Origin of the sequence: Streptomyces sp. FIT100 (assembly GCF_024584805.1) — a bacterium.
Taxonomy (GTDB): domain Bacteria; phylum Actinomycetota; class Actinomycetes; order Streptomycetales; family Streptomycetaceae; genus Streptomyces.
The window spans coordinates 4,831,323-4,844,923 of record NZ_CP075715.1; the positions used below are offsets into that span (position 1 = coordinate 4,831,323).

The following is a 13,601-nucleotide window of genomic DNA, read 5'->3' on the forward strand; positions in this document are numbered from 1 at the left end:
ACGTCACCCGCCACCGGGTGACCCCGGCACACCCGGTCCGTGCGGCGCCGGAGGAACTGTGCGGCGCCGGAGGGACCGGGACCGTGCGGGGCCGGAGGACAAGGAACGCCGGCTCACTCCGCGCCAGGGGGTGAGCCCGGCGCACACGGCGTGCCGGGGGCCAGTTCCGTTTGCATCGTCGCGCGGAGGCGGAGCGTGGAGACGAGACGCTGGAACGCCTCGGACCAATAACCACCCGCCCCCGGCGAGGCCCCCTCCGCCTCGTCCGGTATCGCCGTGAGGAGCTCGAGGTGAGCCGCCTCGGCGGGGTCGAGGCAGCGCTCGGCGAGGCCCATCACGCCGCTGAAGCTCCACGGGTAGCTCCCACCGTCTCGCGCGATGTCGAGCGCGTCGACCACCGCGCGGCCCAGCGCCCCCGCCCACGGCACGGCACACACGCCGAGGAGCTGGAACGCTTCCGACAGGCCGTGCGCCGATATGAACGCGGCGACCCACTCCGCCCGTTCGCCGTCCGGCAGCGTCGCCAGCAGCTTGGCCCGCTCCGCGAGGGACGACGTCGCGGGCCCGGTCGACGGCGGTGCGGCGGGTGCGCCGAGGAGGGCGCGGGACCACTCCGGGTCCCGCTGCCGCACCGCGGCCCGGCACCATGCGGCCTGGAGCTCCTCACCCCAGCCGTCGGCGACGGGCAGGGCGACGATCTCGTCGGCGGTGCGTCCCCCGAGCCGCTCCGGCCAGGTGGACAGCGGTGCGGCCTCCACCAACTGGCCGAGCCACCAGGACCGTTCGCCCCGTCCCGAGGGCGGCGTCGGCACCACCCCGTCCCGCTGCATCGCCGCATCGCATTCGTGCGGCGCCTCCACGGCGATCCGCGCCGTACCGTCCGTCCGGTCCGGCCCCACGCAGGTGGTGGCCCGCGCCGCCATCCGGGCGGCGAGCGCGGAGTGCGGCAGGGCGGAGAGCAGCTCGGCCGCTGTGGCCCGCACATTGCGGCTGCGGTCGGACAGGGCCTGCTCCAGGAACGGCTCGTCCGCGTCGGCCAGCCCGGTCCGCAGCGAGTCCAGGAACATCAGCCGGTCCTCCGCCCGCTCGGTCGGCCAGGTCGCGGACAGCAGAGCCAGCGCCGCGGCCGGGTCGTGGGCCCGTACGGCACCGAGCAGGGCGACCCGCTCGGCGAAGAGGCCCTCCTCCCACAGCCTGCGGACGGCCTCCGCGTCGTCCGCTGCCGGCAGGGCCGATCCTCCCGGCGCACCGCGCAGGGCGAACTTCCAGTCGGCGTTGAGCCGGGCGAGCCACAGTCCGCGGGGACCGGCGAAGCGCAGCGCCAGGGGCCGCAGGTCGGTGCGGGCGCGAGCGGCGTCGAGCAGGGCGGGCAGGGTGGAGGCCGGGGCGCGGTAGCCGTGCTCGTTGGCGGTGGCCAGCCACTGCGGGAGCAGCTCGGTGAGGTCGGGCGTCGTGCCGCGACGGCCGCCCGAGCCCGTGGGCGCTGCCCGGTCGGCCAGCAGTTGGGTGAGCCGGCGCCGGGCGGGCTCGGGCAGCGCGCGGCGGTCGTCGTGCGGTGCGGGCTCGGGGAGCGGCCGGGCCGGTGCGGCCCGCAGCCCGGCCCGTCGGCGCACGGTGTGCAGCGCGGCCGCGTCCAGCAGTGCGACCGGCGCCTCCTTGCCGGGCGCCAGCACGTCGGCCGGCGGTGTGCGCCGGTCGGTGCCGAGGAGAGCGGAGGTGACGAGCTCTTCCCAGGCGTTCGTGCGGATCGTGCTGGTCATCAGGTCCTCCGTATACATGCGGTACATGCGGTACACGCGGTACGCGCGATACACGCGCGTGTTCAGGTGAGGGCGACCGTCTCGGGGGCCTCGTCGGCGCCGGCGGCCCGGTCGGACCACGCGGCCAGGGGCGCGAAGCCCCGGTGGCCGAACTCGCCGAAGACGGTGACCGGGCCGCCCCCGGAGAGCGCGGCGAGCTTCCACAACCCCGGCCGGGAGCCCGCGGCGGATGTGACGGGCAGCGCGGACCGGCCGTCCGCGTCCGCCAGTTGCCAGCCCTCGTGCCCGGGGACCGGCACGACCCCGGTGAGCGTGACCGGCCAGGAGTCCAGCCACGGGTCGTCCCGCAGCGCCGCTCCGTAGGCGGCGAGCGCGTCGGCGGTGGAGCAGCCCGGCGGCGGGGACTTGATCGGGACCGGGGCACCGAACTGCTCGCCCAGGTCGGCCCGCAACTGCCCCGCGCCCCCGTACGGCACGAGCTCGGCGTCCAGCATCAGACCGGCGGGCAGAGCCACTTGCGGCGCGCGCCCTGCGGCACCGAAGGAGAGCAGCAGCGCCGTCCGCCCGGTCGCCCGCCCATGCAGCCATATGCGGCGCGCGGTGATCCTGCCGTCCGTCGTGTCGTACTGGGCGAGCACCAGCCAGTCGTCCCTGACCGGGGGTCCGTCGGCGGGCGCGGTCAGCCCGACTCTCGTGCGCACCGTCGCGGCCAGTGGCTCCGGAAGCCGCCCGATGTCGAGCCAGGCCCGGTCGAGGAGATGCACCAGCGCACACTCCTCCAGCAGCCGCACCGGCCAGCCCGGGCCGGTGCCCGGGACGGCGCCCAATTCCCTTACCCGGCCCGCAAGGCCCGGCGCCTGCGCATCGACCATGCGGGCCGCCGTCTCCTCCCACAGGCCGTACCCCGACTGCTCCGCGGAGGCCAGGCCGCCGCGGAGCAGATCCACCAGCCGCTGCTCCAACTCCATCGCTCCCGCGGTGACCCTGCCCGCCCGTCGCTCCGCCCTGCGCCGGGCGGCCTCCGGATCACCGGTCCTCGCGGACGGCCCGCCGGCCGCGTCCCGCCCCTGCTTCTCCGCCGCGCGCTGGCGCCGGCCGGCCAGCCACTCCCCGGCCCAGTCCGGCACCTCGCCGTCGCGGACCGACTCCTCGGCGCCCGCCCAGAGCAGCAGCAGCCCCAGCGCGTGCTTGCATGGGAACTTGCGGCTCGGGCAACTGCACTTGTACGCCGGGCCGGTCGTGTCCACGATCGTCTGATACGGCTTGCTGCCGCTGCCTTTGCACAGGCCCCAGACGGCCCCCGAGCCGTCGCTGCCCGCGTCCGACCACGGCCCGGCCGCGCCGAGCTTGCTTCCCGCCTTGCGTGACGCAGCGTCAGGAGCCAGAGCCAGCACCTGCTCCGCCGTCCAGCGCACCCCCTGCTGATTCATGTCGGAAACGCTACGGTGCACCACTGACAAACGGCCCTGACCTGCGGGTTCGCGGGAACGGCAGTTGACTTTGCCTTCTCTTTGCGATTCTCTGCGGTCGAGACATTTCCGATCCGAGGGGGGATCCCGCATGAACCGCGCCACCCGCGCCACCCGCACCATCCGTACCGCCGCCTGCGCGCTCGCCGCAGCCGGCCTCACGCTCGGCCTCTCCGGCTGTGACGCGGCCGTCGACACGGTCGACAAGGCCGTGAACGAGACGTACGAAGTGACGTACGAGGTCACGGGCAAGAGCGTCGATTCGATCGAGTACAACGCCGGCGGCGGCACCGCCGCCGAACCGAAGCTGGAGTCGGTGCAGAAGCCCGCGCTGCCGTGGAAGAAGACCGTGACTCTGAAGGGCATCGAGGCGCCCACCGTCGTGCCGATCGCGCTCGATCCGACCGGCGCCGAGGTCGGTTGCAGGATCACGTACAAGGGTGAGGTCATCAAGGAGGAGAAGGACGCGGGCATCGCGGCCGCGACCGGCTGCGTCGCGATCTCCCCGCTCGCCGGGTAACCCGGCCCCGACACCGCCGACTTCGGCCCCGATCGCGGCTTCGAGCTGCGGAGACGGCCGATTGTCAGTGGCATGGTGCACGGTGGGAACCACATCCGGTCGATCGATCTGGAGGGGGATCCATGACCGTGCCCGAAACCCGAGCAGCCACCGGCACCGAGGCCCTGCGGCCCCACGCCGAGGACGCCTTCGCCGACGAGCTGAAGGCGCTGGCCGCGGCCGACGACCGGCCGCGGCCGGCGCGCTGGCGGTTGTCGCCGTGGGCGGTGGCCACCTACCTGCTCGGTGGCACGCTGCCCGACGGGACCGTGATCACGCCGAAGTACGTGGGGCCGCGCCGGATCGTCGAGGTCGCCGTCACCACGCTCGCCACCGACCGTGCGCTGCTTCTTCTCGGCGTGCCCGGCACCGCGAAGACCTGGGTCTCCGAGCATCTCGCCGCCGCCGTGAGCGGCGACTCCACCCTGCTGGTGCAGGGCACGGCCGGCACGCCCGAGGAGGCGATCCGCTACGGGTGGAACTATGCGCGGCTGCTCGCCCACGGCCCCAGCCGGGACGCGCTCGTGCCGAGCCCCGTCATGCGCGCCATGTCGGAGGGCATGACCGCACGGGTCGAGGAACTCACCCGCATCCCGGCCGATGTGCAGGACACCCTCATCACGATCCTGTCGGAGAAGACTCTGCCGATCCCCGAGCTGGGGCAGGAGGTGCAGGCGGTCCGCGGCTTCAACCTCATCGCCACGGCGAACGACCGTGACCGCGGGGTGAACGAGCTGTCGAGCGCGCTGCGGCGCCGGTTCAACACGGTGGTGCTGCCGCTGCCCGCGACGGCGGACGCGGAGGTCGACATCGTGTCGCGGCGCGTCGACCAGATAGGGCGCTCGCTCGACCTGCCTGCGGTGCCCGAGGGCGTTGACGAGATCCGGCGCGTCGTCACCGTCTTCCGGGAACTCCGCGACGGGGTCACGGAGGACGGCCGTACGAAGCTCAAGTCCCCCTCGGGGACGCTCTCCACGGCCGAGGCGATCTCCGTCGTGACGAACGGGCTCGCACTGGCCGCGCACTTCGGTGACGGGATGCTGCGCTCCGGCGACGTGGCGGCCGGGATCCTCGGCGCGGTCGTCCGCGATCCGGCGGCGGACCGGGTCATCTGGCAGGAGTACCTGGAGACGGTCGTGCGGGAGCGGGACGGCTGGAAGGACTTCTATCGCGCCTGCCGCGAGGTGAGTGCATGACCGGGACCGCGACGGCCGCGATGCCGGCCTCGCCCGCGGCCGAGCCGTATCCGGTGTCCTCCGCGCCGGGGGGCGAGGAGGGCACCGGAGTTCGCGCCGACGCCGACGCGGCCCCGTCCTGCGACGGGGGCGCCGCCCCGGGCGGGCGGACGGACGGGGGCGCCCCGCGCTCGGCCACTGCTTCTGGAGGGGAGAGGCAGTGGCCGGCCGACGGGCCGCTGGTGCTCGGGGTGCGGCATCACGGTCCCGGGTCGGCGCGGGCCGTGCTGCGGGCGCTCGACGCCGTGCGGCCGAAGGCCGTGCTCATCGAGGGCCCGCCCGAAGGGGACGCGCTGCTGGCGCTCGCCGCCGACGAGGCGATGGTCCCGCCGGTGGCGCTGCTCGCGCACGCCGTCGACGACCCCGGGCGGGCGGCGTTCTGGCCGATGGCCGGGTTCTCGCCGGAGTGGGTCGCGATCCGCTGGGCGCTGGCGCACGGCGTGCCCGTGCGCTTCATCGACCTGCCCGCCGCCCACTCGCTGGCCTTGGACCCCACCTGGGGCGACGGCGAGGAGGATGGGGAGGTCCACCCGGACGGTGAAGGGGACGGGCGAGCCGCGGCGCTGCGGGTCGATCCGATCGCCGTGCTCGCCGGCACCGCCGGGTACGACGACCCGGAGCGCTGGTGGGAGGACGTCGTCGAGCACCGCGGCGTCGCGGCCCGCGGTGCGACGGCCGACGGCGATCCGCTCGCACCGTTCGCCGTGCTCGGCGAGGCCATGGCCGCGCTCCGCGAGACGTACGGACGCGGCGGGGACGCCCGGGACCTGGTGCGGGAGGCCCATATGCGGATCCGGCTCCGCGCCGCGCGCAGGGAGTTCGGCGACGGGGTCGCCGTCGTCTGCGGCGCCTGGCACGTCCCCGCGCTCACCGGGCGGACCGGGCGGACCGGGCGGACCGGGCGGACCGGGAATCCGACGGCCACGGCCGACCGCGCGCTGCTCAAGGGGCTGCCCAAGGTCAGGATCGAGGCGACCTGGGTGCCCTGGACGCACCGCAGGCTCGCCCGGCTGGGGGCACCTCCCGGGCGAAGCCCCGGGGGAGGGTACGGCGCGGGAATCGACTCCCCCGGCTGGTACGCGCACCTGTTCGACGCCCCGGACCGCCCCGTCGAGCGGTGGATGACCAAGGTCGCCGGACTGCTCAGGGACGAGGACCGCATCGTGTCCTCGGCCCATGTCATCGAGGCGGTCCGGCTCGCGGGGACGCTCGCCGCGATGCGCGGCAGACCGCTCGCCGGACTGGGCGAGACGACCGACGCCGTACGGGCCGTCATGTGCGACGGCTCCGATGTGCCGCTCGAGCTGATCCGGGACCGGCTGATCACCGGCGATGTGCTCGGTGAAGTGCCCGAGGCGGCCCCGGCCGTTCCGCTCCAGCGCGACCTGGCGCGCGTTCAGCGCACCCTGCGGCTCAAACCGGAGCTGCTGGAGCGCGAGACGGAGCTCGATCTGCGCAAGGAGACCGACGCGGCACGCAGCCGGCTGCTGCACCGGCTGCGGCTGCTCGGCGTGGGCTGGGGCACCCCGGCGGCGGGCCGCGGCTCGACCGGCACGTTCCGGGAGACCTGGCGGCTGCGCTGGGAGCCCGAGCTGTACGTGAAGGTCGCCGAGTCCGGCGTCTGGGGCACCACGGTGCACTCGGCCGCCACCGCCAAGGCGGAGTCGGAGGCCGCGTCGGCGACCGCGCTCGCCGATGTCACCGCGCTCGCGGAGCGCTGCCTCCTGGCCGGACTGCCCGATGCGCTCCCCGTCGTGATGAAGGCCCTCGCCGACCGGGCCGCCCTCGACGCCGACGTCGGCCACCTGGCCCAGGCGCTGCCCGCGCTCGCCCGCTCCCTGCGGTACGGGGATGTGCGCGCCACAGACACCGCGGCGCTCGGCGAGGTCGCGGCCGGGCTCGCCCAGCGGATATGCGTCGGCCTTCCGCCCGCCTGCACCGGGCTCGACGCCGACGGCGCCGCCGCGATGCGCGGCCACCTCGACGGTGTGCACACCGCGATCGGCCTGCTGCCCGGGGCCGCGGAGCTGAGCGGGCGCTGGGCGGACGTCCTGCGCAGGCTCGCGCTCAGGGACACAGTGCCCGGGGTGATTCGCGGCCGCGCGGCCCGGCTGCTGCTGGACGACGGCCGGCTCGCCGACGACGAGGCCGCGCGGCTCGTGAGCCTCGCGCTCTCGCCCGGCACCCCGCCCGCCGACGCCGCCGCCTGGATCGAGGGTTTCGTCGGTGGCGCGTCGGGAGGCGGCATGCTCCTGGTCCACGACGAGCGTTTGCTCGGCCTCGTCGACGCCTGGCTGACGTCCGTGCCCGCGGAGGCGCTCACGGACGTGCTGCCGCTGCTGCGGCGCACGTTCTCCGCGTACGAGCCGGGTGTGCGGCGGACGTTGGGGGAGCTGGTGCGGCGCGGCCCGGTGGCAACGGGCGGGGGAGTGCCGGAGGGAGAGGCCGGTGCGCCCGGATTCGGTGCCGGACTCGACGAGGAGCGGGCCGACGCGGTGTTGCCCGTGCTGAGGCTGATCCTGGAGGGGGACCACGAATGACGACGGCGCGGACGACGACGGCGCAGGCGACGACGGCGCAGACGACGACGGCGCTGACGACGGCGGGCTCCGTGGCGGGTCCCGTGGCGGACGCCGCCGACGAGCGGCTGCGGCGCTGGCGGCTCGTGCTCGGCGGGGAAGCCTGGAGGTCCCCCCAGGCCGAAGGCTCTGGGGGAGGTACGGGGTGCGCCCTGACCGGCACGGACGCGGCGATGGACGGCGCGCTCGGCGCGCTCTACGGCACGGGGAGCGGTCAGGAGCGGACGTACGGGAAGCGTTCGGCCGGGCTCGAAGGCTCCGCGCCGAGCGTGGCGCGCTGGCTCGGCGACATCCGGAGGTACTTCCCGAGCTCCGTCGTCCAGGTCATGCAGCGGGACGCGATCGACCGGCTCGGCCTCAGCACCCTGCTGCTGGAGCCGGAGATGCTCGAGGCCGTCGAGGCGGACGTCCATCTCGTCGGCACGCTGCTCTCGCTCAACAAGGCGATGCCCGAGACGACGAAGGAGACCGCACGGGCCGTCGTCCGGAAGGTCGTCGAGGACCTGGAGAGGCGCCTGGCCACCCGCACCCGTGCCACGCTCACCGGGGCGCTGGACCGCAGCGCCCGGATCAGCCGCCCGCGCCACCACGACATCGACTGGGACCGCACGATCCGTGCGAACCTGAAGAACTACCTCCCGGAGTACCGCACGATCGTGCCCGAGCGGTTGATCGGCTACGGCCGCGCCGCGCAGACGGTGAAGAAGGACGTCGTCCTGTGCATCGACCAGTCGGGCTCGATGGCGGCGTCGGTGGTGTACGCGTCGGTCTTCGGCGCGGTGCTCGCCTCCATGCGGTCGATCGCGACCCGCCTCGTCGTCTTCGACACGGCGGTCGTGGACCTGACGGACCAGCTGGACGACCCCGTGGACGTCCTGTTCGGCACCCAGCTCGGCGGCGGTACGGACATCAACCGGGCGATCGCCTACTGCCAGTCGCAGATCACCCGGCCCGCCGACACCGTCGTCGTGCTGATCAGCGACCTCTACGAAGGCGGTATACGCGACGAGATGCTCAAACGCGTCGCGGCGATGAAGGCGTCGGGCGTGCAGTTCGTCGCGCTCCTCGCGCTCTCCGACGAGGGCGCGCCGGCGTACGACCGCGAGCACGCGGCGGCGCTGGCGGCCCTGGGCGCACCGGCGTTCGCGTGCACCCCCGACCTCTTCCCGGAGATCATGGCGGCGGCGATCGAGAAGCGGCCGCTGCCGGTGCCGGCGGAGGGGTGAGGCGCGGGGCCGGCGGAGGGGTCCCGGCCGTCCGGCCGCTGGGCATACCGGACATGGTGACCCATCAGTAACAAGGGGCTTGCACGAACCGGGGAGGTTCGTGCGAGCATCGTCCCCCGTGCCCCCGGAGGGGCGTGTTCCGCGACTGGGAGGGCTCGTCCCGCTTTGACTTTCACCGCTGTTCGTCCCGCAGCCGCCGTGCGCCTCGCGCGCGGGGCGGCCGGGCGGTATGCGGTGCGCGCGGCGCAGATGCTGCTGTTCGTCGGCGGGTTGATGGTGCTGGGGTTCGTCCTCGGCGGTCAGGCGCAGGCAGCGGAGCGACCGGGTGCGGCTGCGGTGGAGCGAGTGCCCGACACCGGCCGGACCGCCGAGTCCGCCGAGCCCACAGCCTCAAGGGCCGCCGGGCACGCTTCCCGGCTCTCCGAGCACTCCGCGGGCCCCGACCCCTCCAGGCCGGTCGAGTCGGCCGAGTCGGCCGGTGGCGCCGTCGCGAAGCACGTGGTCGAGCCCGTCGTGCACAGCGTCGTCGAGCCTGTCGAGCAGGCGGTCGAGGGCGCGGTCCAGGGCGTGGGCCGCGGCGTCGAACAGGCCCTGCCCGAAGGCCCGTTGCCCGCGCCGTCCCTGCCCGAGCGGCCCGGTGCCGGAATACCCGTGCCCGTTCCCTCTTCCCCGGCGGATCCTGCACCGGGACCGGCGGCAACCCCCGGACAGGACCTGCCACAGACCGCCACCGCCCCGGCCGCCGGCCACGGTGACGACCCGCGCGCAGCCGGGTCCGCGGGGACGCAGGCGTACGACAGCACGTATGCGGGCTCCGCGGTGGCGGTGCACCGCACGCGCGTCGGTCCGGCGCTCGGCGGAGGGCTCCCGCTCGCGCCGCCCGGCCGTGCGCCCGCCGCGCCTGGCGGCTGCGCCGTGGCGCAGACCGCCGGTGACGGACACACGCACCGCGGCGAGCTGCAGGGGGCGTTGTCCCAGGACGCCGTGGAGCACGGGCTCCTGCCCGGACCCCGGCAGCCGGTCACCGGCACCGCGGTGCGCGAGCGCCACCGCGACATTCTCGAATTCCCCGGATAGGGCAGGCCGTTCCCTCGCCTGAGACCTGCCGCGCGGGGGCGGAGCAGGTCTGCCCGAACCCTCGGAATTCAAAGGAATCACCCGAACATGAACAAGAACATCCGTCGTTCCATAGCCGTCGCCGCCGGTGCCGCCGGGATGTGGGCCATCGGTACCGCCGCCGCCAGCGCCGACGAGCTTCCCTCGCTCTCCCTCTCCACTCCCGACAAGCCCGTCGACACGGCCCTCGACAAGGCTCTCGACGCGGTCGAGGACGCTGCGCACGTCACCGCGCAGACGACCGCGACCACCGGCCGGGTCACCGCTCAGGACACCGCGCAGACCACGGCCCAGCACATCGTCGAGGACGTCACCCACGAGCAGGCCCGGCCCGTCGCCGATCAGGCCCACCGGCACGCCGAGGCCACGATCGGCGGGGTCACGGGCGCCGCCGAGCACACCGCCGCCCAGGCCACCGGCGAGATCGACTACCTCTTTGGCCCGCTCTGCGACTTCGCTCCCGAACTCGTGGAGCAGACCCCCGGCCACATGGCCCCGATCGTCGACGAGACGGCTCAGGACGTGCTGCCGCCGGTCGTCGGCCGGGCAGTCGCCGGTGCCGTCCCGGTCGCGGGCCAGGCCGTCGGTGACGCCGGCGGCCTCGCCACCGGTGTCGTCGGCGACGTGGCGCCCTTCGCGGGCGGCGTCGTGGGCGGCGTCCCTCCGTTCGCCGACGGCGTGGTCGCCGAGGTCGGGCCCTTCGCGGGCGGCGTCGCCGGCTCGGTCCGGCCGCTGGTCGACACCGTCGTCGACCACGTCGAGCCGGTCGTGTACGGGGTCGGCGGCAGCGCCGGCACGCTCGCGCACGGTGTCGTCGCGGACGTGCGGCCGTTCACCGGAGGTGTCGTCTCCGAGGTGCGGCCGTTCGCGCAGGACCTGACGGGCACGGTCACGGAGTCCCCGGTCGCGGGGAACGCCGTCTCCGGTGTCCAGGACGTGGCGTACGCGGTCACTCCGAGCTACGTCGACGGCCTGGGCGGGCACCTCACCCAGGGCATCTGACGCAGGGCATCTGACCCAGGGCTCTGGACAGGGTGCCGACCCAGGGTTCTGGACAGGGTGCCGACCCAGGGTTCTGGCCAGGGTGCCGACCCAGGGTTCTGGCCCAGCACCCGACCACTGCGGCGGTGACCGGCGGGTCCCAGCCGCACGCATGCTCACGGGCGGTCCCCATTGGGGTGGGGGCCGCCCGTGAGCGCGCTCCCCGCGTGGCCCGGCGCACGCCGGGGGTCCTTCGGCGTCGCACCTCCGGGGTCCCCCACCGGCGTACCCGCGCCGTACTCCCGCCGTGCCCGCCTCGTGGCCGTCCCGTAACCGCACGGTTCCGCCGTGCGCGCGATCTGTGACCGGTATCACCGCTCCTGTGTGATCTGCGATTTAGGGACCCACGGCCCACGGGGATAACCTGCGAGACGGACATGCCGCGTGCCCGGCCACCGTGTACGCCTCCCTAGTGACAGCGCAGTCACGTTGCCCTCCGCGGCACTGCCCACGCAGACAACGAACCGCGAATCACTGAAAAGGGACGGACGCGCGTGGACCTGTTCGAGTACCAGGCGAGGGACCTCTTCGCCAAGCACGGTGTACCGGTGCTGGCCGGTGAAGTCATCGACACGCCTGAGGCGGCGCGCGAGGTGACCGAGCGTCTCGGCGGCAAGTCCGTCGTCAAGGCGCAGGTCAAGGTCGGCGGCCGCGGCAAGGCCGGCGGTGTCAAGGTCGCCTCCGACCCGGCCGACGCCGTCGAGAAGGCCGGCCAGATTCTCGGCATGGACATCAAGGGCCACACGGTCCACAAGGTGATGCTGGCCGAGCTCGCGCCGGAGATCGCCGAGGAGTACTACGTCTCGTACCTCCTCGACCGCACCAACCGCACCTTCCTGGCCATGGCCTCCGTCGAGGGCGGCATGGACATCGAGGAGGTCGCGGCCACCAAGCCCGAGGCCCTCGCCAAGATCCCGGTCGACGCCAACGAGGGCGTCACCGCCGAGAAGGCCCGCGAGATCGTCGAGGCCGCGAAGTTCCCGGCCGACGTGGCCGAGCAGGTCGCCGAGGTGCTGCAGACCCTCTGGAAGACCTTCGTCGCCGAGGACGCGCTCCTCGTCGAGGTCAACCCGCTCGCCAAGGTCGCCGACGGCAGCGTCCTCGCGCTCGACGGCAAGGTGTCGCTCGACGCCAACGCCGAGTTCCGCCAGCCGGAGCACGCGGCGCTCGAGGACAAGGACGCAGCCAACCCGCTCGAGGCTGCGGCCAAGGCCAAGGGCCTCAACTACGTCAAGCTCGACGGCGAGGTCGGCATCATCGGCAACGGCGCGGGTCTGGTCATGTCGACCCTCGACGTCGTCGCCTACGCAGGTGAGAACCACGCCGGCGTCAAGCCCGCCAACTTCCTCGACATCGGCGGTGGCGCCTCCGCCGAGGTCATGGCGAACGGCCTGGAGATCATCCTCGGCGACCCGGACGTCAAGTCCGTCTTCGTCAACGTCTTCGGCGGCATCACCGCGTGCGACGCGGTCGCCAACGGCATCGTGCAGGCCCTGGAGCTCCTCGAGTCCAAGGGCGAGGCCGTGACGAAGCCTCTGGTCGTGCGCCTCGACGGCAACAACGCGGAGCTGGGTCGGCAGATCCTGGACGACCGCAACCACCCGCTCGTGCAGCGTGTGGACACCATGGACGGCGCGGCCGACAAGGCCGCCGAGCTGGCTGCTGCCAAGTAACAAGGGACGAGGTCACAGACTCACCATGGCTATTTTCCTCACCAAGGAATCCAAGGTCATCGTCCAGGGCATGACCGGCTCCGAGGGCCAGAAGCACACCAAGCGCATGCTCGCTTCCGGCACGAACATCGTCGGTGGCGTGAACCCGCGCAAGGCGGGCACGACGGTCGACTTCGACGGCACCGAGATCCCCGTCTTCGGGTCGGTCAAGGAGGCCATCGAGCAGACCGGCGCCGACGTCACGGTCATCTTCGTCCCGGAGAAGTTCACCAAGGACGCGGTCATCGAGGCGATCGACGCCGAGATCGGCCTCGCGGTCGTCATCACCGAGGGCGTCGCGGTCCACGACACCGCGCAGTTCTGGGCGCACGCGGGCGCCAAGGGCAACAAGACCCGGATCATCGGCCCGAACTGCCCGGGTCTGATCACCCCCGGCCAGTCGAACGCCGGCATCATCCCGGCCGACATCACCAAGCCCGGCCGCATCGGTCTCGTGTCCAAGTCCGGCACGCTGACCTACCAGATGATGTACGAGCTGCGCGACATCGGCTTCTCCTCCTGCGTCGGCATCGGCGGTGACCCGATCATCGGCACCACCCACATCGACGCCCTGGAGGCCTTCGAGGCCGACCCGGACACCGACCTGATCGTGATGATCGGCGAGATCGGCGGCGACGCCGAGGAGCGTGCGGCCGACTTCATCAAGGCCAAGGTCACCAAGCCGGTCGTCGGCTACGTCGCCGGCTTCACCGCGCCCGAGGGCAAGACCATGGGCCACGCGGGCGCCATCGTCTCCGGCTCCTCCGGCACGGCGCAGGCCAAGAAGGAGGCCCTGGAGGCCGCCGGCGTGAAGGTCGGCAAGACGCCGACCGAGACGGCGAAGCTGGCGCGCGAGATCCTCGCCGGCTGAATGCGCTGACAGACGCTGACAGACACGGCAGGG

At 73.7% G+C, this 13,601-nt stretch carries 10 protein-coding genes; 8 read left to right on the forward strand and 2 right to left on the reverse strand.

Going from position 1 to position 13,601, the window contains the following annotated elements; genetic code table 11:
* Positions 1-113 precede the first annotated feature (113 nt).
* Complete coding sequence (locus tag KK483_RS21920; protein ID WP_262006904.1) at positions 114-1,760, reverse strand: DUF5691 domain-containing protein; 1,647 nt, start codon at positions 1,758-1,760, stop codon at positions 114-116.
* 62 nt (positions 1,761-1,822) lie between these two features.
* Entirely contained in the window at positions 1,823-3,190 is a 1,368-nt protein-coding gene (locus tag KK483_RS21925; protein ID WP_262006905.1) for an SWIM zinc finger family protein, read from the reverse strand.
* A gap of 130 nt (positions 3,191-3,320) precedes the next feature.
* Between KK483_RS21925 and KK483_RS21930 the strand changes: the two genes are divergently transcribed.
* The 8 genes from KK483_RS21930 (at position 3,321) to sucD (ending at position 13,568) form a co-directional block, all read left to right on the forward strand.
* Positions 3,321-3,749: an MmpS family protein gene (locus tag KK483_RS21930; RefSeq protein WP_262006906.1), complete on the forward strand. Its 429-nt coding sequence runs from the start codon at positions 3,321-3,323 to the stop codon at positions 3,747-3,749.
* A gap of 122 nt (positions 3,750-3,871) precedes the next feature.
* Complete coding sequence (locus KK483_RS21935) at positions 3,872-4,984, forward strand: AAA family ATPase (protein WP_262006907.1); 1,113 nt, start codon at positions 3,872-3,874, stop codon at positions 4,982-4,984.
* Positions 4,981-7,563 (forward strand): DUF5682 family protein, encoded by a 2,583-nt coding sequence (locus KK483_RS21940; protein WP_262006908.1) that lies wholly within the window; start codon positions 4,981-4,983, stop codon positions 7,561-7,563. The genes KK483_RS21935 and KK483_RS21940 overlap by 4 nt, the downstream gene beginning before the upstream one ends.
* On the forward strand, positions 7,560-8,828 hold the full coding sequence (locus tag KK483_RS21945) for a VWA domain-containing protein (RefSeq protein ID WP_399014460.1): 1,269 nt from the start codon (positions 7,560-7,562) through the stop codon (positions 8,826-8,828). The genes KK483_RS21940 and KK483_RS21945 overlap by 4 nt, the downstream gene beginning before the upstream one ends.
* Positions 8,829-9,026: 198 nt before the next feature.
* Positions 9,027-9,905, forward strand: a complete 879-nt coding sequence (locus tag KK483_RS21950) for a hypothetical protein (RefSeq protein WP_262006909.1) — start codon at positions 9,027-9,029, stop codon at positions 9,903-9,905.
* Positions 9,906-9,992: 87 nt separating this feature from the next.
* A complete protein-coding gene (locus KK483_RS21955) occupies positions 9,993-10,946 on the forward strand; it encodes a hypothetical protein (RefSeq protein ID WP_262006910.1) in 954 nt (317 codons plus the stop codon).
* A 533-nt stretch (positions 10,947-11,479) separates the two neighbouring features.
* On the forward strand, positions 11,480-12,658 hold the full coding sequence (gene sucC / locus KK483_RS21960; RefSeq protein WP_262006911.1) for an ADP-forming succinate--CoA ligase subunit beta: 1,179 nt from the start codon (positions 11,480-11,482) through the stop codon (positions 12,656-12,658).
* Positions 12,659-12,683: 25 nt separating this feature from the next.
* Entirely contained in the window at positions 12,684-13,568 is an 885-nt protein-coding gene (sucD, locus tag KK483_RS21965; protein ID WP_262006912.1) for a succinate--CoA ligase subunit alpha, read from the forward strand.
* The last annotated feature ends 33 nt before the right edge of the window (positions 13,569-13,601 follow it).